The organism is Salmonella sp. SG203, assembly GCF_013350575.1.
GTDB lineage: Bacteria > Pseudomonadota > Gammaproteobacteria > Enterobacterales > Enterobacteriaceae > Salmonella > Salmonella enterica.
The window spans coordinates 86,568-112,946 of the sequence record NZ_SNMT01000015.1 but is presented as its reverse complement, the minus strand read 5'-3'; the positions used below and the strand labels follow the sequence as shown (position 1 = coordinate 112,946).

The 26,379-nt window shown below is 49.0% G+C and carries 25 protein-coding genes and 3 pseudogenes; 11 read left to right on the top strand and 17 right to left on the bottom strand.

Annotation, left to right across the window (positions count from 1 at the left end; genetic code table 11):
• The coding region (locus HV477_RS29065; RefSeq protein ID WP_375372879.1) for a hypothetical protein at window positions 1-78 on the top strand (78 nt) is incomplete at its 5' end.
• A gap of 519 nt (window positions 79-597) precedes the next feature.
• On the opposite strand, the pseudogene HV477_RS19460 reads toward HV477_RS29065, so the two are convergent.
• Window positions 598-864, bottom strand: a pseudogene (locus HV477_RS19460) (ABC transporter permease); the annotation flags it as partial.
• Between the two features lie 88 nt (window positions 865-952).
• Between HV477_RS19460 and HV477_RS19455 the strand changes: the two are divergent.
• Genes HV477_RS19455 through HV477_RS19445 form a run of 3 tightly spaced genes read left to right on the top strand, consistent with a single transcriptional unit; the run spans window position 953 to window position 3,260 of the window.
• Window positions 953-1,285 carry an IS66 family insertion sequence element accessory protein TnpB gene (locus HV477_RS19455; RefSeq protein ID WP_175065351.1) on the top strand — a complete coding sequence of 111 codons (333 nt, stop codon included), beginning with the start codon at window positions 953-955 and terminating at the stop codon, window positions 1,283-1,285.
• Complete coding sequence (tnpB, locus tag HV477_RS19450; protein WP_175065350.1) at window positions 1,272-1,652, top strand: IS66 family insertion sequence element accessory protein TnpB; 381 nt, start codon at window positions 1,272-1,274, stop codon at window positions 1,650-1,652. Before HV477_RS19455 ends, tnpB begins: the two co-directional genes overlap by 14 nt.
• Before the next feature lie 6 nt (window positions 1,653-1,658).
• Window positions 1,659-3,260, top strand: a complete 1,602-nt coding sequence (locus tag HV477_RS19445) for an IS66 family transposase (protein WP_175065349.1) — start codon at window positions 1,659-1,661, stop codon at window positions 3,258-3,260.
• A gap of 301 nt (window positions 3,261-3,561) precedes the next feature.
• Here the strand turns inward: HV477_RS19445 and HV477_RS19440 are convergent.
• From HV477_RS19440 to dalD, 5 genes and pseudogenes are all read right to left on the bottom strand, one after another.
• Window positions 3,562-4,284, bottom strand: a pseudogene (locus HV477_RS19440) (ABC transporter permease); the annotation flags it as partial.
• Window positions 4,285-4,301: 17 nt separating this feature from the next.
• On the bottom strand, window positions 4,302-5,801 hold the full coding sequence (locus HV477_RS19435; protein WP_175065347.1) for a sugar ABC transporter ATP-binding protein: 1,500 nt from the start codon (window positions 5,799-5,801) through the stop codon (window positions 4,302-4,304).
• A 65-nt stretch (window positions 5,802-5,866) separates the two neighbouring features.
• On the bottom strand, window positions 5,867-6,832 hold the full coding sequence (locus HV477_RS19430; RefSeq protein WP_175065346.1) for a substrate-binding domain-containing protein: 966 nt from the start codon (window positions 6,830-6,832) through the stop codon (window positions 5,867-5,869).
• Between the two features lie 62 nt (window positions 6,833-6,894).
• A complete protein-coding gene (xylB, locus tag HV477_RS19425; RefSeq protein WP_175065345.1) occupies window positions 6,895-8,364 on the bottom strand; it encodes a xylulokinase in 1,470 nt (489 codons plus the stop codon).
• The gene (gene dalD, locus HV477_RS19420) at window positions 8,348-9,730 is read right to left on the bottom strand and encodes a D-arabinitol 4-dehydrogenase (RefSeq protein WP_175065344.1); all 1,383 of its coding nucleotides are present in this window, start codon (window positions 9,728-9,730) and stop codon (window positions 8,348-8,350) included. The genes xylB and dalD overlap by 17 nt, the downstream gene beginning before the upstream one ends.
• Window positions 9,731-9,927: 197 nt before the next feature.
• On the opposite strand from dalD, the gene HV477_RS19415 reads away from it, so the two are divergent.
• The 4 genes and pseudogenes from HV477_RS19415 (at window position 9,928) to HV477_RS19400 (ending at window position 12,814) form a co-directional block, all read left to right on the top strand.
• A complete protein-coding gene (locus HV477_RS19415; RefSeq protein ID WP_175065343.1) occupies window positions 9,928-10,881 on the top strand; it encodes a sugar-binding transcriptional regulator in 954 nt (317 codons plus the stop codon).
• Window positions 10,882-11,094: 213 nt separating this feature from the next.
• Window positions 11,095-11,244: pseudogene (locus HV477_RS19410) on the top strand (IS110 family transposase); the annotation flags it as partial.
• Window positions 11,245-11,850: 606 nt separating this feature from the next.
• On the top strand, window positions 11,851-12,495 hold the full coding sequence (locus tag HV477_RS19405) for a DUF1090 domain-containing protein (RefSeq protein ID WP_175065342.1): 645 nt from the start codon (window positions 11,851-11,853) through the stop codon (window positions 12,493-12,495).
• Between the two features lie 34 nt (window positions 12,496-12,529).
• Window positions 12,530-12,814: a DUF4282 domain-containing protein gene (locus HV477_RS19400; protein WP_175065341.1), complete on the top strand. Its 285-nt coding sequence runs from the start codon at window positions 12,530-12,532 to the stop codon at window positions 12,812-12,814.
• Window positions 12,815-12,825: 11 nt separating this feature from the next.
• Here HV477_RS19400 and HV477_RS19395 read toward each other — a convergent pair whose 3' ends face one another.
• Window positions 12,826-13,131: a hypothetical protein gene (locus HV477_RS19395; RefSeq protein ID WP_254621686.1), complete on the bottom strand. Its 306-nt coding sequence runs from the start codon at window positions 13,129-13,131 to the stop codon at window positions 12,826-12,828.
• Window positions 13,131-13,421 carry a PerC family transcriptional regulator gene (locus tag HV477_RS19390; RefSeq protein ID WP_175065340.1) on the bottom strand — a complete coding sequence of 97 codons (291 nt, stop codon included), beginning with the start codon at window positions 13,419-13,421 and terminating at the stop codon, window positions 13,131-13,133. Before HV477_RS19390 ends, HV477_RS19395 begins: the two co-directional genes overlap by 1 nt.
• Window positions 13,422-13,716: 295 nt before the next feature.
• Here HV477_RS19390 and HV477_RS19385 point away from each other — a divergent pair, with 295 nt between their 5' ends.
• The gene (locus HV477_RS19385) at window positions 13,717-13,938 is read left to right on the top strand and encodes a hypothetical protein (protein ID WP_175065339.1); all 222 of its coding nucleotides are present in this window, start codon (window positions 13,717-13,719) and stop codon (window positions 13,936-13,938) included.
• 39 nt (window positions 13,939-13,977) lie between these two features.
• Here the strand turns inward: HV477_RS19385 and HV477_RS19380 are convergent, their stop codons facing one another.
• The 5 genes from HV477_RS19380 to HV477_RS19360 form a co-directional block, all read right to left on the bottom strand.
• On the bottom strand, window positions 13,978-15,471 hold the full coding sequence (locus tag HV477_RS19380) for a conjugal transfer protein TraG N-terminal domain-containing protein (protein WP_175065338.1): 1,494 nt from the start codon (window positions 15,469-15,471) through the stop codon (window positions 13,978-13,980).
• A gap of 9 nt (window positions 15,472-15,480) precedes the next feature.
• Window positions 15,481-15,882 (bottom strand): hypothetical protein, encoded by a 402-nt coding sequence (locus tag HV477_RS19375; protein WP_175065337.1) that lies wholly within the window; start codon window positions 15,880-15,882, stop codon window positions 15,481-15,483.
• Entirely contained in the window at window positions 15,879-17,267 is a 1,389-nt protein-coding gene (locus HV477_RS19370; RefSeq protein WP_175065363.1) for an integrating conjugative element protein, read from the bottom strand. Before HV477_RS19370 ends, HV477_RS19375 begins: the two co-directional genes overlap by 4 nt.
• A gap of 86 nt (window positions 17,268-17,353) precedes the next feature.
• The gene (locus tag HV477_RS19365) at window positions 17,354-18,346 is read right to left on the bottom strand and encodes a TIGR03756 family integrating conjugative element protein (RefSeq protein WP_175065336.1); all 993 of its coding nucleotides are present in this window, start codon (window positions 18,344-18,346) and stop codon (window positions 17,354-17,356) included.
• Entirely contained in the window at window positions 18,343-18,693 is a 351-nt protein-coding gene (locus HV477_RS19360; RefSeq protein WP_175065362.1) for a TIGR03757 family integrating conjugative element protein, read from the bottom strand. Before HV477_RS19360 ends, HV477_RS19365 begins: the two co-directional genes overlap by 4 nt.
• Window positions 18,694-18,880: 187 nt before the next feature.
• Between HV477_RS19360 and HV477_RS19355 the strand changes: the two genes are divergently transcribed.
• Window positions 18,881-19,147: a hypothetical protein gene (locus HV477_RS19355; protein ID WP_175065335.1), complete on the top strand. Its 267-nt coding sequence runs from the start codon at window positions 18,881-18,883 to the stop codon at window positions 19,145-19,147.
• 211 nt (window positions 19,148-19,358) lie between these two features.
• Window positions 19,359-19,637 carry a hypothetical protein gene (locus HV477_RS19350; RefSeq protein WP_175065334.1) on the top strand — a complete coding sequence of 93 codons (279 nt, stop codon included), beginning with the start codon at window positions 19,359-19,361 and terminating at the stop codon, window positions 19,635-19,637.
• Window positions 19,638-19,840: 203 nt separating this feature from the next.
• Here the strand turns inward: HV477_RS19350 and HV477_RS19345 are convergent, their stop codons facing one another.
• The 4 genes from HV477_RS19345 to HV477_RS19330 form a co-directional block, all read right to left on the bottom strand.
• Complete coding sequence (locus HV477_RS19345) at window positions 19,841-22,474, bottom strand: DEAD/DEAH box helicase family protein (protein ID WP_175065333.1); 2,634 nt, start codon at window positions 22,472-22,474, stop codon at window positions 19,841-19,843.
• A gap of 4 nt (window positions 22,475-22,478) precedes the next feature.
• Window positions 22,479-24,527 carry a site-specific DNA-methyltransferase gene (locus HV477_RS19340; RefSeq protein ID WP_175065332.1) on the bottom strand — a complete coding sequence of 683 codons (2,049 nt, stop codon included), beginning with the start codon at window positions 24,525-24,527 and terminating at the stop codon, window positions 22,479-22,481.
• On the bottom strand, window positions 24,506-24,856 hold the full coding sequence (locus HV477_RS19335; protein ID WP_175065331.1) for a hypothetical protein: 351 nt from the start codon (window positions 24,854-24,856) through the stop codon (window positions 24,506-24,508). Before HV477_RS19335 ends, HV477_RS19340 begins: the two co-directional genes overlap by 22 nt.
• A 581-nt stretch (window positions 24,857-25,437) precedes the next feature.
• Entirely contained in the window at window positions 25,438-26,322 is an 885-nt protein-coding gene (locus HV477_RS19330; protein WP_175065330.1) for an alpha/beta fold hydrolase, read from the bottom strand.
• Between the last annotated feature and the right edge of the window lie 57 nt (window positions 26,323-26,379).

The window sequence follows — 26,379 nt, the reverse complement described above, 5'->3', positions numbered from 1 at the left end:
CTGAGCGTGTTGCCGGAATGGTCGTCTAATAAAGTGGCTGAACTACTGCCATGGAACGTAGATCTCTCCAATAAATAAGCGTCAGTACGGTTCTCACTTACCGCTTACGTTATATCCATGGTATCAGGGATTTTAATCGCTGAATTTTCTTATATTATTTTAATTTTTATTAAATACCTGGCATATGGATATATTCATTATGAATGTTCTGAAGCGTTAAGAGGACTGAAAATTGGTGGTATCGGCGGTGGAATTCTGGGCGTGGGGATAGTATTGTTTAGACTTTTGGGAATAAAGGGATTTTAATCAGGGTAAGAGCCTTCAGGCTTGAGTTATTATTGAGAATAACCTTCTCGGCGGTAGTGAGTGGCTTCAGACCGATAAAGCCAGGGAGCATGGTGCGGATGTTCTCTCCTGTAGTGATAATCCTTCCGGACAAGCCTGCAAGCGGGGACTGGCCGAAAACAAAACTTATGCTACAGTACAGTAGTCCTGTTACAGGAAAGTGTAGGTGCCTGGCCGACAGCACTTTAAGGTGAATGGCTTAGCCATAAGGTTACTGATTTTATGACTATGCCCCTTGATATTTTAAACACGTTATGCACGTTTACGTGTTTTCAAACTTTCCAGCATTACCGCAATGATGATGATGACACCTTTTACAACCTGTTGGTTGTAACCGGAAATATTCATCAGGTTCATCAAATTGGAGATAATACTTAAGATCAGTACACCGAAAATAGTGTTGATCACATTACCACGACCACCTGCCAGGCTGGCCCCCCCCACAACAACCGCAGCGATAACATCCAGTTCAAAACCCACCGACAATACAGGTGAGCCAACACCAGTACGGGTAGAGGCGTGTGGTTCCGGGGAAGTCATCTTTTCAGTTTAATTTCGGCAGGTAATATCGACGGCATCTGATCTCAACCCCTTATGGAGTCAGCAAATGCCAAAACCACGATGGTCCATTGAACAGAAAAAGCAGCATGTTGCTGCCTGGCGCGCCAGCGGCCTTACACGCCAGCAATACTGTGAGCTCAACGATATTCCCTTCACATCCCTTCGCGAATGGCCGCAGGACGTTGCAAAAGCTGAACGGCGTACCAGCAAACCCGCCGTTCTTCCTGTTCATGTTGCAAGCCCTGTATCACCAACCGGGACACTTCCGCCTGTCACGAACGAGCCGATCACTCTCTTCCTGCCCGGCGGGATACGTATGTGCTGCCATCCTTCGCAACTGAATGATGTATTCAGGGCCCTCAAATATGTTGACGCCTGATAATGTCTTCCTTGCCGTTAAACCCGTCGATATGCGCCGCGGTATCGACACGCTGACGCAGTATATACAGGATGAACTCAAATCGACGTGGCACGAGGGCTCCGCCTTCGTCTTTGTCAACAAAGCACGTTCGCGTATCAAAGTCCTGCGCTGGGATAAACACGGCGTCTGGTTGTGTACCCGACGTCTGCATAAAGGCAGCTTCCGCTGGCCACGTGCAGATGACGCTGCCTGGCACCTCACTCCCGACGAATTTAACTGGCTTATCGCCGGGGTCGACTGGCAGCAGGTCAATGGTCACGACCTGGCTAAATGGCTCCCGGAAACACCTTCCGCATATACGCAAAACACAGCGATAACTCAGTGAAAAATAATGAATATCTATGCCTTAAGTGGTATGCTTTACGACATGGATATCTCCGCTCTCACCACGACAAATGACATCGAAAAACTGCGCGCTATGGCACTTGCCATGGTGCAAAAAGCCATGTCTGAGAATGCTGAAAAAGAGCGGGAATTACAGGCCAAAAGCCAGCGTATCCAGCTTCTGGAAGAAATGCTGAAACTGGTGCGTCAGCAACGCTTCGGTAAAAAATGTGAAACACTGGCCGGGATGCAGCGTTCCCTGTTCGAAGAGGACGTGGACGCTGACATCGCCGAAATCACTGCGCAACTGGATAAACTGCTGCCGCCCTCTGTTGAAGAAGACGACAAAGCGCCCCGTTCACGGCCGGTACGTAAACCTTTACCGGCCCATCTTCCGCGCGTTGAAAAGGTTATCCCGCCAGCCACTGACCATTGTCCTGAATGTAACGAACCGCTGCACCATATCCGTGATGCGGTGAGTGAAAAGCTTGAGTATATCCCCGCACGCTTCGTGGTGAACCGCTATGTGCGCCCGCAGTACAGCTGCCCCTGTTGCCAGAAGGTGTTCAGTGGTGAAATGCCGGCGCATATCCTCCCGAAAAGTGCCGTTGAACCGTCGGTCATCGCACAGGTGGTCATCAACAAATACTGTGACCATGCGCCCCTGTATCGTCAGAATAACATCTTCGCCCGCGCGGATGTTGACCTGCCAGAGAGCACGCTGTCAGATATGGTTGGTGTCGCAGGCGCGGCTCTGTCGCCTCTGGCGGAACTGTTACACAGGGAACTCCTCACCCGTGGCGTCATACACGCCGACGAAACCGGGATGCGTATCCTGGACACGAAAAAAGGCGGTAAATCACGTTCGGGTTATCTGTGGTGTTATGCCAGCGGAGAAAGAAGTGGTCCACAGATAGTCAGCTTCGACTGCCAGACCGGGCGTGGTCATGAACATCCTGAAAACTGGCTTCAGGACTGGAGCGGGACGCTGGTTGTCGACGGTTACCAGGCTTACCGGACGATGGCGGGTAAAACGCCTGGTATTATCCTTGCCGGATGCTGGGCCCACGCCAGAAGGGGCTTCGCCGACCTGTATAAAATGAACAAAGATCCACGGGCGGCCATGGCGGTGAAAAAGATCGCCGGGTTGTACAGGCTGGAGAAAAAGATCAGCAGCCGTCCCGTGGAAAAAATCCGCCAGTGGCGACAGCGTTATGCCCGCCCGATACTGGAAGAACTGTGGTCCTGGCTTGAGGAGCAGGAGCAAAGATGCCCTCCGGGAGGAGCATTACACAAAGCGATCGTCTACGCGCTGGCACGGCGCGTGGAACTGAGTCTGTTCCTGGAGGATGGCGCAGTTCCCCTGGATAACAATGTCTGCGAAAGAGCCATCAAAACTGTGGTCATGGGCAGAAAGTCGTGGCTGTTCGCCGGTTCCCGGATGGCGGGAGAGCGTGCGGCCCGGATAATGAGTCTGCTGGAAACGGCTAAGCTCAATGGTCTGGAGCCTCATGCGTGGCTGACGGAAGTTCTGAACAGGCTGCCGTTATGGCCCGAAGATCGTCTTAATGAACTGCTGCCACTGCCGGGGTTCATCTTCTCAGCTTAAGGGGCATAAATGCTGAGCGGGAAGGGGCAGAAAGCCGCCCTGTGACCTGCCAGCCCCCGGCAACTCCCGGTGTCAGGACTCACGCGCCTGACACCGAAAACCGCGGGAACCCACTCACCACGCGGCTTCAGCGTCGTGAGAAACCCGAGTCAGTACTCGCCCCCCATACAGCCATTCCCCTGGTCAGTACTTCAACCCCCGTCGCAAACACCCGAGTCAGTACTTCATCACCCGACCGGATTACCCTGGTCCGGTTAGCAGGCTGCAATCGGTGCGTCAAGATGTTATGACCGGAACGTCACGTAGAGGCAAGCAGTCCCGCCATACCACAAGCAAAGCCACTCAGCGCATAGACAGCAAATTTATACCAGCTCACACGAATACCAGCGAAGCGGGTGGCTGTTTCATTGGAACCGATTGAGATGACAAGACGACCAAAAACCGTATATTTATAAATAAAGTATGCAATGATAGCGAAGGCAATCAGGATATAGACAGGCATTGGCAGACCAAACAAATATCCCGTACCAAAATCTACGAGTGAGGTATCATCAATAAAGATCGGCTGTCCCTTAGAGACAATCAATGCCAGTCCCCGGGCAATGGTCATCATTGCAAGGGTAGCGATAAAGGGGGCGATATTAAAGGCCGTAACGAGGACTCCGGCACCGGCCCCCACAAAAGCACCGATAAACAGGCTGGCGAATACCGCAGGCCACAAACCAATTTCCGGGATAAGGATTGCTACGGCGACTGAAATCAATGCCATTACTGAACCTACGGACAAATCTATACCACCGGTCAGAATAACAAACAACATACCTAATGCAGCCAGGCCTAATGGCACACTCTGACGAAGTACATTGGTAACATTATCCCCACTGTAAAATTTATCTGATAGTAAACCAGCGATGACCAGCATCAACAGAAAAACAATCAGTGTGGAGTTATTCATTAAAAATGTGAGCACCCGTCCAGGTAATGAAGAGGTAATCGTGGATTGCGATGTTGTTACATTTTCCATTGTGTCTTTTTCCCCGTTCATACTAAAGCGCGTTTTGGAATTGCGTGTTTCATAATATTTTCTTCTGTGATCTCACCATCAGTGAGTTCACGTGTTATACTTCCTTCACTCATTACATATACCCGATGGGATAAATTAATAACTTCAACCATCTCGGATGAAATCAAAATGATAGCGTATCCACGTTGCGCAAGTTCATGAATAACATTGTAAATTTCCACTTTGGCTCCGACGTCCACGCCACGCGTGGGCTCATCAAGTATCAATACATCACAATTTGTATTTAGCCATTTCGCAATAACCACTTTTTGTTGGTTACCCCCACTGAGACTGGATAAAGGATCTTCTACTGAACCCAGTTTTATTTTCAGTTTTTGCCGATAATCTTCAGCCAGTTTTTTGTCCTGATAATGGTTAATAATTCCAAAGCGATAACAAACCTCTCTTATACGGGAGAGCGAAGTATTTTCACGAATACTTTGTGTCAGGATCGCCCCTTGTTCCTTACGGCTTTCTGGCACAAGACCAATACCATGACGCATTGCATCGACAGGATGATGAATTATTACGGGCTGACCATTTTTTTTCACCGTGCCAGTTGCCATGCGATCAATACCAAATAAGCAACGGGCAACTTCCGTTCGTCCCGCGCCGACCAGACCAGCAAGACCCACGATCTCGCCTTTGCGGACATAAAGGTTAATATTGCGTAACAACGCACGGGTAGACAGGTTCTCTGCACGTAAAATTTCGTCCTGTGATGGAACATTAAGTGGCGGATAGAGATTTTCGAATTTACGTCCAACCATTGCGGCAATAATATCATCTTCACTACATTTTTTTGGGTCAAGATCGCCCATAGATTCACCATCTTTAATCACGCTGATACTGTCGGCGATCATAAAAATTTCCTCGAGTCGGTGAGAAATATATAAAATAGTAACACCCTGTCCTTTTAACAGTTTTAACTGACTAAACAGAATTCGAATTTCTCGTTCAGACAAAACTGCTGTTGGCTCATCCAGAATCAGGATCTTCACATCACGCGCCAGTGATTTGGCAATTTCCACCATCTGTTGATATGCCACGCTGAGATTAGCGACTTTTTCTTCCGGTGAAATATCAAAACCCAGACGACTTAATATTTTGGCTGCTTTTTGATTCAAAACCTTCCAGTTTATAACCCTCTTGCCGAAGGTCAAATTATCAAGAAAAATATTTTCCGCAACGGTAAGATCCGGAGCCAGGGATAATTCCTGATAAATAATTCCAATATTATGCTCACGACTTTGTCCTGGCGAAGTAAAATGCACTTCCTCTCCATTAATATGTAAGGCACCGCCGTCTTTGATATAAATCCCGGAGAGAATCTTCATTAGAGTCGATTTTCCGGCACCATTTTCACCAACAATAGCGTGAATATTCCCATGTCTGACTTTCATGCTTACATTTTTCAGAGCATGGATCCCGCCAAACCTTTTTTCTACTTTGTCGATGACAATTGAATAGTCTTCCATCAGAAATGCCTCATTGATGCCATTTTAACATCGCAGCAGAGGTTAATCTCTGCTGCGATAGCAGATCAAAAAATAGAATCTTTGTTATAATATTTGCTGACGTTGTCTTTGGTGATTAGAATTGACGGAATATAAACGTAGTCAGGGAAATCTTTCTGGCCGTTCTGATATTTAGTAATAACATCCATGACTGTGTTTGTCAGCAGGTCCGGGTTGTTGGAGGCAGTGGCCTGAATATCACCTCGTTGAATGGCTTCCAGACCTTTTTTGTAGCCATCGTGTGAGAACACACTGACATTTTGTAGTTTATTTGCGGCTTTCAGTGACAACACTGCGCCCAGTGCCATATCATCCATTTCGCTGTAAACACAGTTAATTTTATCTCCCTGAGCAACAATAAGGTCTTCCATCGCTTTCAAACCACCCTGTTGGTCCCAGTTACCCCAGCCCTGGCTTAATACGTTTACCTGAGTATGATTATATTTACGCAGTTGTGCTTCCATCACGCCTCGGAAGAAATTAGCACGCCTGGCTTCACCAACCAGGTTGCCCTGGTTACCACTGATCAGGACACAGTTCAGTGGTTTATCACCGAATTTTTCAACAGCGTATTCGCCTATCAAAATGTTGTTTTTGGCGTTGTTAGCCTGCACACGGGTAACGACGGGGGCATCAAGAGAGATATCACTGTCCAGTACAATGACCGGGATATTTTTACTCCTGGCAATTTGTGTAATACGTAATCCGGCTTCAGGATCCTGTGGGTTCAGAACCAGATAATTAATACCCTGAGCCAGCATATCTTCCACGTCGGAGATCTGCTTGTTCAGGTCACCACGCGCATCGGTAGTAATTAACTCATAACCGTGTTCTTTCGCGTGAATTTTCATGTATTCTGTCAGGCCATTGAAAAACGCACCATTCAGAGTTCGGTTGGCAAAACCGATTTTAATTTTGTCATCTGCGTGAGCTATGGCAACGACAGAAGTCAGGGCAAGTGTCACGCCCCAGACGAGTTGTTTTAATTTCATCTTGTTTTCCTTATATATGGATACAGAGTTGCCTGTAGTAGATATATCAGAGAGTAAAATCATCATGACAATACCCGTCGCGCTTCAACTTGCTGGCGATAGAGTAAACGCCAGTGTTGTAAACGATCCTGTAACGATTCCCAGCGCTCCACATCAGGTAAATAGCGGTGATGAACTGGAGGTTTTACACACACTGTTTTTTCATCTGCTCCGGCTGCCAGTTGAGCCAGCCGTGCGGCTCCCAATGCGCCTCCAGCTTCACCACCTTCGTGGGTGATAATAGGCATATACAGAACGTCAGCAATTAACTGTGCCCAACAGGAACTGCGTGCGCCACCACCAACCAGTGAACATTCTGTCAGTTCAGTACCGGACTCACTCAGTACCCGCAACCCATCAGCCAGACCGAAAGTCACGCCTTCAATCACGGCATAACCAAGATGTGCCCGTGTGGTTATGTGGTTCAGACCATGGAATGCTCCCTGTGCCCACGGATCATTATGCGGTGTCCGTTCCCCAGAGAGATAAGGTAAGAAGAGAGGGGATTGTTCACGTTGCTCATCGGTCATCTGCTCCACTTCCGCCATCAGCGTATTTTCATCACTACCAACTAACTGACATAACCAGCGTAACGCACTGGCTGCGGTGAGCATAACGCTCATCTGATGCCAGCGGTTCGGCAGGGCATGACAGAACGCATGTACAACAGATTCTGGATCAGGCCGGTAGCGATCATTAACAGCAAATAGTACCCCGGAGGTTCCCAGTGAAAGAAAGGCATCTCCAGTATTTACAGCACCGATCCCCACGGCACTTGCTGCGTTATCACCACCACCTCCGGCAATAATCACCCCATCAGACAGGCCCCATAGAGCAGCGATATCAGCACTCAATAAACAACTGATTTGAGAGCCTTCAACCAGTCGCGGCATCATGGTACGGTTTAAACCACAGGCGGCAAGTAAATCATCTGACCAGTCGCGTCTGGCCACATCCAGCCACATGGTACCCGCGGCATCAGACATATCACTGACCATCTCGCCGCTCATACGCCAACGCAAATAATCTTTTGGTAACAACACATATGCGATTTGCGTGAAAATATCAGCTTCATGCTCCGCGACCCATAACAGTTTCGGCGCGGTAAAGCCAGGCATCGCCAGGTTACCGGCTATACGATACAACTGTGGTGAATTGCGGGTCAGTGTTTCACACTGTTCTGCACTGCGGGTATCGTTCCATAAAATACAGGGACGTAATACTTCGCCACAATGATCCAACAACACCGCGCCGTGCATCTGACCAGACAGGCCAATAGCGCGGATATCTAACCAGCGTTTACCCACTTTGCGGCGTAACTGAGCCAACGCCTGGTTCAGGGCCCGCCACCACTCTTCTGGTTGTTGTTCTGACCAGTGAGGATGAGGTCGCTGCACTGTCAGTGGTGCGCCCGTGACTGCGATAATAACCCCATGATCATCCAGCACAAGTGTTTTAATCTCCGATGTGCCTGCATCAATTCCCAGATACATAACCAGCCTCTTCCAGTCGTGTTACGGTGTCGCGCAGCAACCAGGCAAAGCGCACATTATTGGTCAGAGGGCCAAACAGAGCCTCACTGGCACTGAACTGTGCCAGCGCATCATCAGATGCCAGCAGGGCGTGCAGTACATCAGCGTCCAGCACACCGTCCTGGTATGAGTATGGCAATTCACCACGATGCCAGCGTTGCAGAAACAGGAAAAACAGGGCTGGTAATACCGCTGTCGCACGTGGCTCATCACCGCGCTGATAACATTCCAGCAGCGTTGGAGTAATAAAACCAGGGATCTTCGACAGGCCATCAGCCGCAACTCGCTGATTTGTATCCCGAATATAAGGGTTACTAAAACGTGACAATACAACATCACGGTAGTTTTCCAGGTTCAAGGGACTGGGTGACAGGGAAGGGATCACATCTTCGGTGACATAATCCCAGGCCAGCTGGCGAATAGCATCAGTTTGGGTACTTTCGTGGATATAAGACTGCCCCAGCAGAGTACCAGCCCAGGCAATACAACTGTGGCTGGCGTTAAGAATACGAATTTTGGCTTCTTCCCACGGTAGTACAGATTCTACCATTTCCACGCCAGCGTCTTCTAATTTTGGGCGACCCGCGATGAAGTCATCTTCAATTACCCACTGAATGAAGGCCTCCCCCATTACTGGGACACTATCTTCTATACCAGTGACTTCACGTACACGTTCAGCTATATCGTCAGTTGGACGCGGAGTAATACGATCAACCATGGTGTTTGGTGAAGTGGTCTGATCACGAACCCATTGATACAGTTTGGTATCCTGGCGTAATTCCAGAAATGTGAGAAAACCATTGCGGAAACGTTCGCCGTTATGTCGCAGATTATCACAGTTCAGTAACGTCACAGGTCCGGAGTGTTTAGCCATACGTTCATGCAACACACGAGCCAGAGCACCATAAATAGTACAGGCTCCACCAGACAGGTCTGCCTGAATATCAGGGTGACGTGGATCAAGTTTATGCTCAGTATCGAGGTAGTAACCACCTTCTGTCACAGTAAATGAGATCACTTTAGTATTTTCATCAGCGCCCTGTACCACTAATTCGCTGATTTCACTGTCCCACGTCAGTACCTTGCGGATTGAACGGATTGTTTCGTACTGTCTCGCTCCTTCTGGCGAAACGGTTTCCAGTACGTATTCTCCTTTCTGAGCAGCCAGTGAAGCGAGAATCTCGCTGGCGTCTTCACGGATATTCCCCAGTGCAATACTCCACCTGTCATCACCTTGTTGCATAAGCCTGTGCAGGTACCACGCCTGATGCGCACGATGAAAAGAACCTGCCCCTATATGCATCCAGACTGCTTTTTCTTTGGACATAATCCCCGCCTTATTGAACATTTGACAATTTAAAGAGCAAATACTCACATGTTGGATTTATGTTAATGAAAGCGGACGACACATTTCTGTGAAGAAAACCACAAATATAGCATTTGCCCCAATCCGTAGCATTTGCCCGGATGTTTAATAAATAATATACGGGTAAAATGCCGTCATGTTGCTAAGGGAAATCACCAATGAATAAAGAAGAAAAAAAGCAGGAACTGGCCGCACGTGCTGCCTGGATGTACTACGTTGCCGGACTCACTCAGATGGATATTGCCAGTACACTGGGATTATCACGGCAGGTGGCGCAACGATTGATCTCAGGAGCCCGGGAAATGGGAATGGTCACAGTGAACATAAGCCATCCTGTCACAAACTGTATGATACTGGCCAATAAATTACAGAAACACTATGCCCTTACTATGTGCCGGGTAGTGCCCTCCACCGGACTTGAAAATGATGCTATCCAGCAGATGCTTGCGGTTGAAGGTGCAGAAGTAATGGCACAGTTTATTGCTGAGGACAAACCACAGGTATTTGGTATCGGTTCCGGCAAAACACTGAGAGCTATTATCGACGCCCTGCCATCATTTGAGCGTCCGCAGCACCAGTGTATCTCAATGATTGGTGCCATTGCCCGTGACGATTCCGGAACTCGTTATGATGTTCCTTTAAAAATGGCGGAGAAGATGCAGGGTAAATATTTCTTTATACCGGCTCCCCTCTACGCAGACAGCCCGGAGGATAAGTTCATGTGGTGCCAGCACCAGCTCTATCAACGGGTTGCAACACGAGCGCTAAATGCAGATATCACCTTTCTCGGCATTGGTGAAGTGGGTATTGGATGTCCCCTCAACGCCGAAGGCTTTATCACTGATGAACAGGTAGATAGACTGGAAAAACAAAATGTAGCAGGCGAAATGCTCGGCCATTTCTTTACCCATGAGGGGGAACGTCTGAAGGGAGAACTGGATACACTGTTAACCAGCGTGCCTCTGTGTAGTCATACTCCACGTCAGGTCTTTGGTTTTGCCGGTGGTGAAAAAAAATACTATGCAATCCGGGCTGCTTTAACCGGAGGCTGGATTAATGGCCTGGTGACGGATGAAGACACAGCAATAAAACTTCTGACTGACATTAAATAATAGTAAGCGTCTTCCCGGTGCTATCTGGTAAATTTCTGATACGTTAGACAATGTATCCACTACTAAATAATTGTAGGCGCCAAAAATGTGAGATATACAGAAAAGTGCCACACTGGGCAGACCTAAAGATTTCTTCAATTATCCTACTGAATTTAAACCACGGCTACCTGCTCCCGTGGTTATTTCGTTAATCATTATAAACAGGTAGACAGAATGACCGAATCCAGTGGTTACAAATCAGTCCAGGTCTTTATCGACGTTGACGTCGGTAAAGGCACTCATCACGATGTTGCCGTTAATCCCTCAAGTATGTACCTGTTCGATAAAATGTTATCCAACAACCAAAATAAACTCAGGTTACTCCCCGGGAAATCCGTAACGTAAGGATTACTTTACAGATGAGAAGTTCCAGGGCAACATCATGCCCAGTTAATTTGAGAAGGGCCCCCAGTGACGGTAGCAATTCATCAGGACGTTCTTTGAACATGACAATAGCCGCTTAATATGCAAACTTTCTCATTACCATACTCAAAAATAACGTTCTGCCAGAATAATTACCATGGAAAAAAGAAGAATAACAATACAACACCATCCGTATAAAGAAAACACTTAATCAGTCTGTCCTGTTTATTGGCAACGAAGAAAAGAAAGGCTGTCTCTATAATTACAAAAGGATGCCAGATGACAGGCAATTGTTATGGGTAAGTATCAATAACTGTTCCTAATTCATGCAGCCAGTGAAAGTCAACAAAAAAACAACGGGTAAGATGGAAGTGGTGTAACGTCCGGTTCCGCGGCATGGAGAATCGACGGTTCATCCCTGCCGGGGTCACAAAAACAGTTATGCGGCTGGCAGCCTGATGCGGTCAACAAAAAGAGGGCGTTTTTTATGCCCTGTGATGCACTGCGAATCAGCAGAAAACCATCACGGATAAAAAAACAAAGAACCACCAGATGCCACGATGACGTATGCTGATTCAGGGAGTCGGTAAGTTGCTGCGCCAGACCGTATGCATGAGCCGGGCGCAGCCGGCTGATAGTTGTTCATGCCTGAATCAGCCAGTGGCGCATTCTACCTTTGTCTTGCGGCAACTCAACACTTTTCGTCAGCTATCGGATTCTTCCGACACCTGTGCAATATCCTGGGACTTGATTATTTACCGCAGCAGGACATACGCTGATTCATCTTTCACCAACAACGCGTTACAGTTTATGACATCAATGAAACCACAATTTCTCAGGGTCACCGTTCTGGCAGGACTGCTGTATTCTTTCATGGTTTCCGGCGCGATGGCTGGCAATTATCGAGGATGTGAGTACAAACGCCGACATCTGGAGCACCAGTTAGAATATGCGCAGGCATACAATAACATTCACCGGATGGCCGGGCTGCAAAGAGCTCTCCGTCATATTGATGAATACTGTACTGATGGCAGATTGCCGGAGCAAAAAGACAGAAAAGTCGCCGAAAAACAGCAAAAAGTGACAAAGCGTCAGTATGAGCTGGAACAGGCCCGGATATCCGGGAAAAGTGAAAAAATCGCTGACAGGCAGGCGAAACTTGCTGAAGCCCGGAAAGAACTGGCGCAGGCGCGTGCTGAATTGAATCACTGATACCATTATTACATTTTCAGAAACAGGAAGTATTATGGATATAAAACAATGGTTACACTTTGACAGGATGATTACTCCCGGAATAATTAAGAACGTTTACTGGCTATTGCTGTTCTTCACCATTGCCAGCGGAATACTGGGGATGCTGATGAGTCCATTCACGAGTCCGATCACCCTTGTTATTCTTATTCTGAGCATTATCGCGCTGCGTATATCATGCGAAATGATTATTCTGATGTTTAACATTTACCAACAGCTTAAAAAAATTGCAGATAATATTCCTGCTGGAAATACAGAAAAAGCCGATATACCTGATTAAGAAATATCCCGTCAGGAAGCATACTGCCCGGTTTCCTCCAGTTCCCTGCGGGTCAGCGCCAGTATCAGTGACGTCCGGCGGGTACTCTGTTGTGGCGTTCCTGCCGGCAGATCGTAACGCAGGGTATACAGTCTGCCCCGGGGATTAAAGAAATCAATCACCAGTACCGAATGACCGTTAACCCGGGCAGTCCGGTAATTCAGCGTGATACAGGCTGCCCCCATTCTGGTGCGCAGCACGGCAACTTCTTCCCTCACCATCTCCGCATATTGTTCTGTATCCGCAGGCAACATCACTTTTTTCACATCTGAGCTCACTATTCTATCCAGTGCCGGGCAATGGGGCCGCATCCCAGCGCACGGGCAACTTTATCAATATGACGCAAATCATTCGCTGACAATATCAGTGTCCCCGCAGGCTTTGGTGGAACCTGCTGTTGACACCATGCTATACGCTGTACGATCCGTTCTGCAGTGAGGGTATCGTCGGTCTCAACAAGAACACTGCGCCAGCGACAGGCAGCCCTTCGCCATAGTTTCCTGTGCTCAAGATTCCGGGCGATGGCATCATCGGGTAACGTTGGGTTTTTACGCTTTTCTTCCGGCATATCCCCTCCTTTACCACCGGAGCATCTCAGCCACCGGGAAAGTTGTCCAGCGCTTATTGTCTTATTTATGACCAGATAATAATCATGATCGACAGTGATCCTGATACTGTTGCCAGTCAGACAGTATACGGTTATTGATTCACCAGCCTTATAAAAAACATTGTAAATGATCGTTTTCACCGATCGATGATAAAAAAATGATCGTTCCTAACTATTTTACATTTCCTTTAATCTGCGGGAACATGAAAATAGTTTATTTTCCGGCTGTTTTACAGCCCTCTGAGGAGTAGCAGCTATGAGTAAAAATACTGTAAACCGTTCCTGCACTGCGGGTATTCCTGATTTCCTTCCGCGCAAGAAAGACCCAAAAAACCAGGCACAGCAGAAAGAAGATATGTGGCCTGAAATTAATCCGTGGAGCGTTATGTTTTCTGTTCTCGGTGCGGTAGTTTCTGTAATTCCGGACTCCAGAACAGAAACCGAAACAGTATATTATTACAGAGATAATAATTACTGAAATTTCAGGCTGCCATATTCGGCAGCCTGATGAGTAATTTTATTTCTTCATGCCTTTAGTGATAACTGATTTACCGGCTCCCTTAACAATACCACCACCTTCTTTTCCTATATCCTGTGAAATTTTACCCGTATCAGATATCCCATTATTGATAAGATTGCCAATCGCGACCCCCGTCCAGCTAATCATCGCAAACCAGCCCATCGGGAACACCATATACATCGTGCCCAGGACAATGTTCATAATCCAGCCATCATTCACTGACTTCGTAAAATTCGTGATGCTGTCATAGGTCATTATCAGCAGTTTGTCATCAAGCCATCCTGCCACCTCCCACCAGAACGAGATGAATATCAGCGCAAACTGCGCAAAAGTGATGGTCACAATCGTCTTCGGGTCATAGGCACTGAACATCAGCAGCACAGGAATGCTGACAATCACCATCATCTCCAGCAACGCCTGAACTATCGGCAGGGCCAGTTTCAGTGCGTCAAACCCCGGCTGGGAGTCAAGTTGTTTCAGGGTTGCCCCCACGGTCATATCAAGCCGGGTTGCAACAGCCGCTCCCCCCTGCGGATTATCGTTACTGCCCAGAATATAGGTGTCATTCCCTATTGAGCGGCGGACGTTCTGCGGACTGACCAGCCAGCGCAGTGCTGTTTCCTCCCAGTCCTTACCTACCTGCCGGCGTAAGTCGTTAGTGACTTTCGGTGACATGCTGGCCAGCACCCGGTCCTTCAGTCCCTTTTTCGCATCCAGCCACCACTGTTTGCAGGTCGGATAGCCCCCGTCCCCCGTGTTCGCATACCCGGCATCCCGTTTCTCATCCCACCGCCACGCCTTTTTCGGCTGCTTCGATGTGTAAGTGTCGTAATATCCTTCCGTGTTCATAAAATAATCGCTGCCAATCCAGCCCACTGAGTTAATGGTTTTGTCCGTCAGGGACGGGTTGCTTTTTTTCAGCCTGTAGTACGCCCGCGCATAACAACTGTTGGCGAACTCCTGAAGCTCCTGCGCCAGCATCGGGTCTCTCAACTGGCTCTGCTGTACTTCAAAACGTAGCTGACGGATTTGCCCTCCGCAGGGAATGGACGCCGTCATCGCCTGCGTCACCCCTTTCGACAGCCTGTGAATCAGGTACCACCAGACGGAAATATTCGCTGTCTTCCCTCCCAGGTCATTCACTACTGAACTGTAACCGGAGGTCTGGGGTGTGGCCACGGACACATGACACTGTTTCGCCCGGCTGCTGTCAAACTTCATCGCGCTGATATCCACCGGAACAACCGGCAGTACGCAGAACAGGATCACCAGATACGGCACATACAGCGCATGCTCCAGCCGAGGCTGCAGCAACAGTCCCTTATTCCCTTCATCAAATCCCTCTTCCCGGGTTTTCAGCCAGACGGCCGTACATTTGAACACCAGAGGCAACAGGTATAACCCTGTACCGAAAATGATGTTCCACATCGCGTTGTTCAGTACCCAGCCGAAAAACACCAGAATGTACTCAATAATACTATTCGCGGTCATGGTGTATCCTCAGGGTACCTGTGTCCAGGTGTTGTATTCAGACAGCGCTATCAGCAGGACGGGGATGATTTCCGTGCGGAACAGCGCGAACTGCGGGTTCGGATGCCCGGAGGCCCTGAGCTGTTTCAGGTACCACCGGCGTAGTTCTCCCGGCCACCCCCAGAACCCCGCAAGAATGCCGTACAGTACCATCCGCCAGGCCAGTAACGACCACCGGGCATGGAACAGCCACTGCCGTACCGCGTCTCCCTGTGGGTCCCGGAGCACGATGGCCACCAGTAACATCACCAGCATGCTCAGCAGCACGCCCCAGAGGATCACACGAAATGACACCGCTGAACCGTGTCGCAGCCAGCGACCGGCCCGCCGGGTTCCGGAAACGACTGAAATCAGAAAAGGCGTTTTCATCATTCATCCCCCTTCTGTTCAAGCGCGCCCATCTTCTCATCAGCACCATTACCCTTCTGCATCAGCTGATTCCCGCTGTTACGTATTTCCTGACGCTCCAGCGTCTTCAGCAGGCTGTTACTGCTGATAGCCCGGCGAAGCTCCATCTCGTTCTTCAGGGTTTCCAGTCCCCTGTCGAGCGAGTCAATACGCCGGTCGCCCTCCTCGATGGCCTGCTTCTGTGCCGCCGCATTCGGTTCTGACTCCCCGGTCGTCAGCATCTGCCGCATGGCCAGCGCGGTCTCAATGGTGTCCGCCATCGCCAGCTCGCCCGCCAGCCGCTGTACCAGCGCGTTCCGGTCCGTGTCATCACGCAGCGCCTCAATCACCCCCCGGGTGACCGCCAGACCACCGGTTTTCAGTTTGCCGAGCTCTTCCGCAGAGGGTGCCCCACGGCTGTTCACCAGCCGGTTCAGCGTCTCCAGGTTCGTTTTCGTCGCCTCATCCAGCATCGGGCCAAAACCGGTACCGGCCACCGACGCGCCCGGCGCATTATCTTCCCCGCCACTCTGACACTTCGACGGGTCCGTACAGGTGCGGATACTGCGGTCGCCCAGCACCTTCACCACCGCCGCAGCCGCCTCTTCCGCGTTACTGAATATCCGACAGGCCGAGCCGTTACACCGGTTTTTCGGTACACTGCCGTTACTGTTGACCAGCTGGTTATTCATCATGTTGTACCCGGCTTTCGCCAGGTCGTGAGTGGGCTGTATTGCCGGCTGCCCCTTCCCGCCGGCTTTCTGCCCCCCAATCCAGCGGGCCCCCTCTTCTCCTGTGGCGTTATCCTTCGCCTCCTCCGCCTTCAGCGCATCCCCGCCGCTGCGGGTCACCGCATCACGGTATTCATCACCGACCGCCGAATCCGTCCATGCCCGGTCTCCCATGGTGTAGTCCGCCAGTTTCTTCGACATGTTTTCGCAGTTCAGCTTTGAGCGGTCAAAAGAGAGGCCTGCCTGCGCCACGCCGTTGGTTATCATGTCGTACAGTCCCGGATTGGCCCGCTGAACAATCATCGCCGGCATGCTGGTCACTGCTCCCGTGGCACCCTGCATCACATCGCCCATCAGGTCCTTAAATCCGCTGGTCAGTCCGTTCAGCTGGTTGCTGACGGTGGTTTTGATGTCAAAGTTGCCGCACATCAGGTCGCTGTTGATACCCGCCTTCAGCCCCAGGAGCTGCATGCTGTTGCTGGTCGGCGGCTGTGATATCACCGACCCGCCGCCAATCGAGTAGAACAGACCGTCGCTGACGGCATTACCGACGGCATCGCCCGCCGTCTTTCCGGCTCCGGAAAGAGAAGGCAGCGAAATCGCTGATACCTGTCCGGGCAGCATCATTCCGGTTGCCATCGTCAGGGCTATGACCGGTGCCAGAAGAGGCCGGGAAAATCGTGTTTTTTGCTGTGTTGCCTGCTGTGTTGTTTTCATCGGGTACCTCAGCTGAAATCGGTGCTGTAAAGAAACTTCTGACCGCGCGGCTTGCAGCAGCTGTACGGCTGCCACAATGTCCAGGCGTAGTTGCCGTCTTCCGCCACCTTCCCGCCCGTATCCGGAAATACCGTGCAGGACTGTGAAGCGGCGGGGGTAAGACGCTGCCATCTGTGGTTTCTGGTGCCGGTGTTTTCCGTCACCGGGTCCGGCGGCCAGTAGCCCGGCCGGTGTTTTCCGGTCAGCGGCTGGTAAACGTGTACCTGTCCGCTGCGGGTGATGATGTCCGCCACCCGCTGGGCGATGACGGCTCCGGCCTTATAGTCATCCTGCTGGGTGACAAAACCACTGCGCGGATAAACGTTGCCCCACATGTTTCTGTCGGTCATGCTGCCGATTTCCCGCTTACCGGGTATCAGCGCTTCCGGGTACAGGGCTTCAGGCAGACCCGTGCGCCAGGCCAGACTGTCCAGCGTACTCAGAAAATAGGGAGCCATTGGAGTGGCGGCACTTTTACAGGAATACCCCGGTATCTGCCCGCCGATAAGTGAAGTGCCCGGGTGGCCAATGGCGTCCGCATACTTGAATCTCGTACTCAGCAGGCTCTCACTGCCCTGCGGCCGTTTTGCCGTGGACTGCCCGCCGCCGGCACTCAGCCCGGCCAGCCCGGAGCTGATGGCATTCTCAATCCCGCCCGACGCGCTGCTGACCGTCTTCATTTCCGTCCAGGGGTTTTCTCCCCTGTCCTGGTAGACGGATACCACCGCTTCCGGGATGAAATGCTCCACCTTCACCGACGTTTTCACCGTGCAGCCAAAGGGCGTGCAGAACAGCCAGTAGCAGATACCCTTCACCCGCCAGCTGATACACGAGGGCGAGGCGCTGCCGGCAATCAGGGTGGCGGTGTTCACCGCCGCTTCAGTAACAGACGGAATGCCGGCTGCCAGCATCAGGGCCAGCGCCACCGGTTTCAGCCGGTATGACAGACTGTGACGTGTCATCGCTGACCCTCCCGGATTTTGTGACTACGGAACAGTTCTTCCGCCACCACCACATCGGCAGTGCCATAAACCACATACCGGTCGTCAGACACCACCGCCGGGTATTTTTCCAGCCCCAGTTGCCAGGCCTTCAGCAGTCCCCGGTAAGCCTGCGCCAGTTCAGACTGCTTCTGCTGCCAGCCTGCGGAATGAATCACCGCCTGCGCCCGGCGTTCTGCTTCTCCGGGGTCTGACGTCAGGGAGCCAAACAGCGTCTGCTGCAGCTGTTCCGGCGCATCAAGCCAGACCACGCGGGTATCGCCGGTCACGCCTGCAGGCGGATGCACATGGTCGGTGTACACCACCATCGCCGCCCGGGACGGCAGCAGTACGCTCAGTAACAACGGGGAAATAATGAGATTACGGGACACGTGTCCTCCGGATGTGCGTCATACATCCGGGCATTGTGTTAGGGAACGAAGAAAAATTCAGCGGGGAAATCAAAATCCATTTCTGATAATTTAAATGGACTGTTTTCTGAACCAGGTAACCTGCATGAGTAATCGTAACAAAAAGAATAAACAAAGAAGCCAGCCCGTCACGCCGGACGCCATTATGGCAGTCGTCCGGACGCTGGAATCTCACACCAGTGGCCCGCATGAGGCGCTGATGGTGCTGGCCGCCACGGCGCACTCATTCATGACATCGCTGGATATTGACTGTATTGAATCCCGCACATCAGACGGGCACGGAATAACGCTCACCCGCACTGATGACGATGACGTCGGGGATGAGCAGGAAACGGGGTCGAAACTACACTGAGCAGTACGGTGCCTGTGACCACTGCATGCGCGCATCGATGCCGATCACGATTTCGATCTCATGCGAATATGCAGACCACGGGTGCAATAAAAAACTGGAATTATCCGTTCTGCCTGTGCAAAAGTCAGAGTCCACGATAATCACGGGGAATATCTGTCAGCATTACTCTGTCACCCCGGTGGATTGCGGTTGCACATAACCGGAGAGAACCATGTCAGGCAATAACAACGACGACAGCGAAACGACATACTGTGAAATGAACGTCAGTATGGAGGCACTGAACGACCTCCACTGCCTTCTTGACACGTACTCAGAAAATCTGCAGGAAAAGCTGCTTCTGCTGGCCGTGGCGACCCACGCCCTGATGACCACACAGGACATTGAGTACTTTGAGTCCCGCCTGCCCTGCGGGCACAGGATTCAGTTTATTAACGACGAAGCACTGGAGGGGCTCTCCTCTCCTGAAAATCACACACCATACCTGCACTGAGCCTCCCGGCTCCATGCCGGACAGCCACTACGCAGATACCGGAAAAACCAGTACCCGGGGTGTCAGCGTTAACAAATGGTGACATCTTTACAATGGTGTTACACGGTATATATTCGACAGATATGTCCGCCTGCTACCTGGGGTACTGAATAATGATCGTTCCTGGTACCCACTGAAGATATCCATAAGCCAGTTCCCGTTCATCACTGTCGTAATGATAATACCTCCAGTGGTTCACCACCATTGAGTTTATCCTGCATATCACAAATGAATTTATCAATCTGACTGTTGGCAAAGAACTTAATTCCGACCAGTTTCACATCATCATTTTCGTCAATCAGTATAAGGTTTTCATCATTCAGCTTTTCCAGCATCTCCTCTTTCCATTTATCATCCTGTAACCGATCATCTCCTTTCGGTTCAAGGAATACCTGCCAGTATGCATTGTCTGATTTGCTCGTCAGAAGCAGAATGAAGTCCGGCATAAAACCCCTGGCACCCTTAAATTCTGTCAGCTTAAAACGCGTTGACTGTTCATCATTACGTATCAGATAAATATCATCGTAGCGGGCTTTCAGTTTTTCCATAAACGACCCGAGCACTTTCACCAGTTTATGCTCAAGCTGGTTGAGTATCGCGTTGTCATACACATACCATTTTTTACCGATGGTCTGCTCTGCGGTGATTTTCTGATTAACAATCACGGACGGGTCAATGTGCAGGCTGTAATCTTTGATCACTTCACTGAGCGCCCGGCTGGTAAACCGGTGCGTACCTTTCTCTTTCCTGTCATTGTGCCGCACGCTCTCTGAAATACGGAGCAGGACGGTTTCCAGCAATAACAGTTTTTCTTTTGCCGGGACCGCGGTAAAGTCCAGTGACTCCGGGACATTAACGTTAATTATCAGTTGTCCCAGATAGTCCTGGCTGTGGATAAATTCCGTCACACTGCTGAGATTCGGGAAATACCGTTTCAGGTTAGCCAGTTCGTAGAAACGGATTTTCTGCATCGCTTTACGGTAAAAACGTTCATCCAGAACCAGTGTCTCCAGCTTCGTGTTGCTGTGCGTTGAGGGTCCGGAAAGGTTATCCAGCGATTCTTCACTGGCGGTCAGGTACTGCACCTCAAAGCGGGTTTCCAGTGAGTAGGTTTTCCAGCAGCGACTGCGACTTTCAATTTCTTCCACCTCGTTGAAAAACAACCTCCCGGACTGGTAGACAACTGATTTTTTAAATTCCGCCTTTAATTTTGCATGCTCGACTTTACCGCTGCCATCCTGATGCGCGTCAATATCGGCCTGTTCAAGGGATTTATGCAGCGTTTTGATGTAAGCAGGCTCATTGATGGTATGGTAATGCAACTGCTCCAGTACACTCAAATCCCGTGCACTGGTATCAAACCGGCGGGTAAAACTGCGCTGACCGTCATAACAGAACGGGTAATACCGTGCGCCACGCCCGATAAGCTGCGCCTCACTGTCTGTGCCGGTTTTACTGTTGCCCGCCTGTTCACTGATACGGACAATGTCATAGAGATTGAGAACGTCCCAGCCTTCATTGACTTTGGCCACCGCGAAAACGGCCCTGATCGGATTATCCGGTTCTTCCAGGGTATTCAGCAGGACGGGGTTTTCTTCCAGCAAATCGGATTTATTGACGTTCAGCAGGTTAAAGTCGTTAAAATCTTCCTGTATCTGACCGATAACCGCGATCAGATCGCTCTCAGCATAACGCGCTGTCACTTTATGCCAGATACTGGTGTCTGAACTGAGCTGCGCTTTTTTATTCACCAGATGACGTCTGACGCTGTCCGGCGTCAGGGTTGCGATAAGCAGAGAAAATTCCGCCTGCATGGCACAGGATATGGCAATTTTATTCGATTTAAACAGAATAACCGGTTTGAAGCCATTGATACCATGATCTGCCGCCACCAGTTTACGGTACTGGCTCAACAGAACGGCATCAAGCATCTTGTCAGTATCGTTCTGACTGGCTTCCAGCAGCATAACCTTTTTGGAGTAGCCATCCGCCATGAACTGTTTCAGATCATACTGATACACCACTTTATTATGATATTTTTGCCAGATTTCCTTTTCGCTCAAATTAATAGTGGCAGTAAACTCCAGCAGCCGGTTTTCCGGACGCAGCGCCAGAATGTTCTCAATCGTACGTTCCCACGTCAGTTCCTCATATTCGGCAGAATTTTTCGCCTTCCCCCTCGCTCTGGTTTCAGCACTAAAATGATGAGCCTCATCCCCGAGCAGAACAAGCGGAATTTCACGTAAATCTTCATACGTGATGCTGTTTTCACGGTAACTGTTCAGCTCATCATGCATTTTATGGATGGTTGAAAGCTTCAGGTAAATCGTGTTGCACTCAGGGACAGACGGGAACGTTTCCACAGGCGAAATCGTGATTTTTTCTCCGTCGATTTCCAGCTCCTGACTGAATAGATACTTCGGTGATCGCTGGTTGAGAAGATTCTCACGGGTTTTTTGAATAATCGCGTCGGTGTGCACGAAGAAGATGAAGTTCTGATACCCGTGTTCTTTAAACAGACAGAGTATCGCCCCTGCCATGACCATGGTTTTTCCCGCCCCCGTAGCCATATGAAACAGCAGATGCCGGTAATGTATTGCCGCTTCTGCGGGATTGCGCTGCGTGTAATGGAGATAACGTAGCGCCGCATGCTGATACGGGCGTAGCGTATCTTTCAGGTTCGCCTGAATGTAGTCCGGCGTTTCATAGCGTTCACTGAACAGTCCCGGAATATCAAATTGCCGGAGCTGATTAAACAGTAACGTCTGATTGCTGCCGGAGGAGGGTTTCGTCGCCATACCGTCACTCCTGACCATAGAAGCTGCGGGTAAAGGCTTTGTCGCTCTCGGATATATTCAGGTCGCTGTCATCCATCTCGGAAGCGTTCACGTAAAGCTGATTTTTGTCGAGAATTTCAATCAGCAGTTGCTTCTGCTCATGCAGTTCCAGCTCGCTGAATACGACTTTACGCGGAATGCCATCCATTTCGTATTCAGCAGACAGGACGTTTTCCAGTGCCACCTGATAATTGAGGTGTGCCCCGGTTCTCATGATGGCAAAGAGTTGTTCCAGTGCTTCATAAGACTGCGCTTTCTGGATTTGATGTACAAACCAGGCGTTCAGTTCCATCAGTTCAGCGTAGACAAAACTGCCTCCCCCCTGCCAGCTCACGTCTTTGGAGATGCCTCCTTGCTCACCCTCAATGACTTTTTGCAGACGTGGTACGGTTATTTCATTGATGTAATCCATTTGTTCGATGCCGATATAACGACGTCCCATTTTATGGGCGACGGCTGCAGTTGTTCCGCTGCCTAAATGAAAGTCTAAAACTAAATCGCCTTCATTTGAGCCTATATGTAAAATTCTTCTTATTAATTCTTCTGGTTTTTTTCCGTTTTTAAAGATTACCGTTCCTTCATTATCTAGACTTGTTGTTTTTATGTCGGACCAAAAGTCTCCAGGGTTAGTTTCTAAAAAATTTTTTGCAAATAATATTTGAACCCTTGGTTTTTGTTTTTTCTCATCTATTCTATTTTTTATTAGGTAAATTTTTCCTTTTGGGGTTACATAATGAAAAACGTCATTGGATATATTTTTTCTATAAATATAGGATTTTAGGGTTTTTGTAAATAATTCTGATGTCGCAGTTGCCTGGAAAATTCTATACGCATTTTCATGTTTGAATTTATCTTGCTCTTTGGATGATATATTTTCTTTTTTGAAAAACACTGGCAATGTTTCAAAGTACATTTTTTCTGTTATTTTAGATACTATAGCAATATCTTCATCGCTAAATGAGTCTGAATTTGATATTTCCTCTATGATAGATAACTCTTCAGGAGTTACACCTAGCATGATAGTGTTGTATTCACTATCCCATGTTTTTTTTGGTATTTTCAATACATTAATTTTTGTATTATTGTTTTTCTTATATGAAAGAACATACTCTTTTAGTTTTGGTAGTCTTTTGTCGGCATGCGTCATTTTTACACCAGATGGCTCTGACATTTTTACCGAAATGTTAGCCATTAACCTTTCTTCACCAAAAATAGAGTCCAGAAGGCATTTTAGATATGCCTGTTCATTGTCATCACATTGAACAAATAAGATTCCATCTTCAGAAAGAAGCCCCCTGGCTATTTCAATTCTATTTTTCATGAACGTGAGCCATACTGATCTACTAAACCTGTCATTATATTTAAATCCGTCACTATCTGTATTATATGGTGGATCTATATATATTAACTTAACTTTACCTGCATAACTCTTCATTAATGAGTGCAAGGCAATTAAGTTGTTGCCCTTAATTATTAGATTGTCGTTATCGTTAAATTGAGTGATATTTTCTTTTACACCCGCTTTTGTATATCGCTTAGCATTAGTGAATACTTTTGGTGAAAACAGGGAGTCAATTTCATCTCTGGCAATGATTTCATTGTAGTAGATCTCATCCTTCCCCTGATCTTCTTTAGTCATACCACCTTCAAGCACACAATCCTTAAACGGAAAATCCAGCACCACATCTGAACTGTAATCAAGGTATTTACCTTCACTGGTTAACCCAATCTTATTGCGGTATCTGGTGAAACTGTTTGCCCAGTATTCTTTGTATTTCAGCAGGTGGCACAGTTTGTCAAAATCAAAAATAAAAAAACCATCAAGATCGGTACCGTAAACAGATTTTATTTTTTCATTAGCCAGTAAGCTTTTGATAACGTCCGGTTGTTTATTGACAATAGCATCAATAACCCTGGAACGGTACAATTTATCACCGCTCCAGAATTGCGGAAACGTTTTTAATACCTTATTGAGTTCCCTGAGTAACTCAGTTATTGGTTGCTGTTCTGACATAGTATCAATCTCACCTTTTCAGACCAGTCATTAACTATATAATTTAACGTTTCAGGGTTATCTTGCTTAATTAACTGATTTTGACTACCTTTGTTTCGCTCTGACTGATTATGTTCTTTGTCTTCGCCCAGAAGCGTCTCTGGCGGAAGATTCGCCAGCATGCGGGGGTATAACTTAGCCACCAGGATAAGGGAACGGGACTCTTTTAATAGTTCATCATATGGTGAATTTACAATTTCAGGCATTTTTTCCTGAATGAAATTCCCCTGCTTATCAAAACACTGAGAAAAATGTTTTCGTAAAACAGCCAGATGGTTACAGTTACTCATCGTAATTCTGGCACAGAGTGTTTCTCTACATTCAGGCTCGTGCATAGCTCTCAGAATTTATTGACGTGGAATAATATAAATAAATCATTTGCAGATTAATGCTTTCAACGCGAAAAATAGATCGTTAAGATCAGTAACTTAAATGATATCAGGGAGAAAAATAAGGCGACACCAGTCCTGTTCCGAACAACTGGCTGTATACGCTGTAAAATGTGAACATCGCTGGCTCCTGCAGACCAGTTCCCCCTGATTGCACCCGGACGATAAAAAAGCAAACAAAAAAATCAGCCTGTCACGCCGGATGCCATTATGGCCGTGGTCCGGACGCTGGAATCTCACACCAGCGCAGCACTTTGATACGCGAACTCCGCGAAGTGATTTGAAGGGAATATCGGTGAGTTCACAGTATTGCTGGCGTGTAAGGCGGCAACTTGCTGCCTTTTCTGTTCAATGGACCATCGGTGTTTTGACATCGGTTATCTCCGGTAAGTCGGTGAATGGATGTCGGTAATGCTAACTAACTGAAAATGCCTGTGAAGATGACTTCCCCGGAAGGACACGATAATCTCATAACAACCATTTCATTCAGACACGCTTTCTGACGCCAGAAACCGGAGAATAACGCTGGCCGTCTCCTCCGGATATTCTTCATAAAATGAGAGCTTTCCCCCGTGCAGTTCTGAAGACACCACGCCCGGCAGGGCACACAGGGCATCCATTTCCTCGCGGGATTTCTTCGGGGTATATCTGCCCGTCACCACCAGAACCGGACGGCTGATATGCTTCAGTGTGTCCAGAAAATGCCCTCTGTCCGTGAACAGATCCAGCGCGCCTGTCACGAAACGGAACGAGGCGTGACGCGCCCCCGGCGCTTCCGTCACCCTGAGTTTCCCCGCCAGCCGTGTTTCCGTCAGCCACTGCGGATTTTCGTAAACATGCCCCCGCCCCATCATCCTGATAAGCTGGCTGTTGACATTCAGCCGGTAAAATACCGCGCCGATACCCGGTAAATCTGTCAGCCCCGGCAGCCTTCGTAAAAAATCCGGTCGTCTTTTCAGCATTGTCGGCAACGGCCCGCGCCAGGTCGGGGAAAGCAGGCACAGACGTCCCACTGAACAGGGACTTTCTGCCGCCTGCGCCAGCAGATAACCGGCTGCATGACCACAGGCCAGCGTCACCTCAGGCTGCGTCACGTTTCTGGTCAGATACCGGAGAAAATGCCGGTAATGCTCCGGTCGCCACGCCACCTCCGGACGGGGTAGTCTGCCGAAGCCCGGCCAGTCAACAGAAAGGGTGGAATAATGTTTCCCCAGACGCATCTGCAACTCGCGTAACTCATCCCGGGTGGAAATGGAACTCAGTGCCGGCAACAATAACATCTCCGGACCACTGCCATAGCGGGACAAACCAATCTGAACCGGTTTACCATCAGCCACCCATTCAGTAACAGACTCTGTCCACAACATTACTGCGCTCCCCGTTCAGTCATCACACTGAGTTGACCACCATCACTACAAATGATT

Excerpts from the sequence above, each read along its gene's own strand:
- HV477_RS19455 (WP_175065351.1), top strand. The coding sequence starts at position 953 with ATGCCAAAACCACGATGGTCCATTGAACAGAAAAAGCAGCATGTTGCT.
- tnpB (WP_175065350.1), top strand. The coding sequence starts at position 1,272 with ATGTTGACGCCTGATAATGTCTTCCTTGCCGTTAAACCCGTCGATATG.
- HV477_RS19445 (WP_175065349.1), top strand. The coding sequence starts at position 1,659 with ATGAATATCTATGCCTTAAGTGGTATGCTTTACGACATGGATATCTCC.
- HV477_RS19435 (WP_175065347.1), bottom strand. The coding sequence starts at position 5,801 with ATGGAAGACTATTCAATTGTCATCGACAAAGTAGAAAAAAGGTTTGGC.
- HV477_RS19430 (WP_175065346.1), bottom strand. The coding sequence starts at position 6,832 with ATGAAATTAAAACAACTCGTCTGGGGCGTGACACTTGCCCTGACTTCT.
- xylB (WP_175065345.1), bottom strand. The coding sequence starts at position 8,364 with ATGTATCTGGGAATTGATGCAGGCACATCGGAGATTAAAACACTTGTG.
- dalD (WP_175065344.1), bottom strand. The coding sequence starts at position 9,730 with ATGTCCAAAGAAAAAGCAGTCTGGATGCATATAGGGGCAGGTTCTTTT.
- HV477_RS19415 (WP_175065343.1), top strand. The coding sequence starts at position 9,928 with ATGAATAAAGAAGAAAAAAAGCAGGAACTGGCCGCACGTGCTGCCTGG.
- HV477_RS19405 (WP_175065342.1), top strand. The coding sequence starts at position 11,851 with ATGCTGATTCAGGGAGTCGGTAAGTTGCTGCGCCAGACCGTATGCATG.
- HV477_RS19400 (WP_175065341.1), top strand. The coding sequence starts at position 12,530 with ATGGATATAAAACAATGGTTACACTTTGACAGGATGATTACTCCCGGA.
- HV477_RS19390 (WP_175065340.1), bottom strand. The coding sequence starts at position 13,421 with ATGCCGGAAGAAAAGCGTAAAAACCCAACGTTACCCGATGATGCCATC.
- HV477_RS19385 (WP_175065339.1), top strand. The coding sequence starts at position 13,717 with ATGAGTAAAAATACTGTAAACCGTTCCTGCACTGCGGGTATTCCTGAT.
- HV477_RS19380 (WP_175065338.1), bottom strand. The coding sequence starts at position 15,471 with ATGACCGCGAATAGTATTATTGAGTACATTCTGGTGTTTTTCGGCTGG.
- HV477_RS19375 (WP_175065337.1), bottom strand. The coding sequence starts at position 15,882 with ATGATGAAAACGCCTTTTCTGATTTCAGTCGTTTCCGGAACCCGGCGG.
- HV477_RS19370 (WP_175065363.1), bottom strand. The coding sequence starts at position 17,267 with ATGGCAACCGGAATGATGCTGCCCGGACAGGTATCAGCGATTTCGCTG.
- HV477_RS19365 (WP_175065336.1), bottom strand. The coding sequence starts at position 18,346 with ATGACACGTCACAGTCTGTCATACCGGCTGAAACCGGTGGCGCTGGCC.
- HV477_RS19360 (WP_175065362.1), bottom strand. The coding sequence starts at position 18,693 with ATGGTGGTGTACACCGACCATGTGCATCCGCCTGCAGGCGTGACCGGC.
- HV477_RS19355 (WP_175065335.1), top strand. The coding sequence starts at position 18,881 with ATGAGTAATCGTAACAAAAAGAATAAACAAAGAAGCCAGCCCGTCACG.
- HV477_RS19350 (WP_175065334.1), top strand. The coding sequence starts at position 19,359 with ATGTCAGGCAATAACAACGACGACAGCGAAACGACATACTGTGAAATG.
- HV477_RS19345 (WP_175065333.1), bottom strand. The coding sequence starts at position 22,474 with ATGGCGACGAAACCCTCCTCCGGCAGCAATCAGACGTTACTGTTTAAT.
- HV477_RS19340 (WP_175065332.1), bottom strand. The coding sequence starts at position 24,527 with ATGTCAGAACAGCAACCAATAACTGAGTTACTCAGGGAACTCAATAAG.
- HV477_RS19335 (WP_175065331.1), bottom strand. The coding sequence starts at position 24,856 with ATGAGTAACTGTAACCATCTGGCTGTTTTACGAAAACATTTTTCTCAG.
- HV477_RS19330 (WP_175065330.1), bottom strand. The coding sequence starts at position 26,322 with ATGTTGTGGACAGAGTCTGTTACTGAATGGGTGGCTGATGGTAAACCG.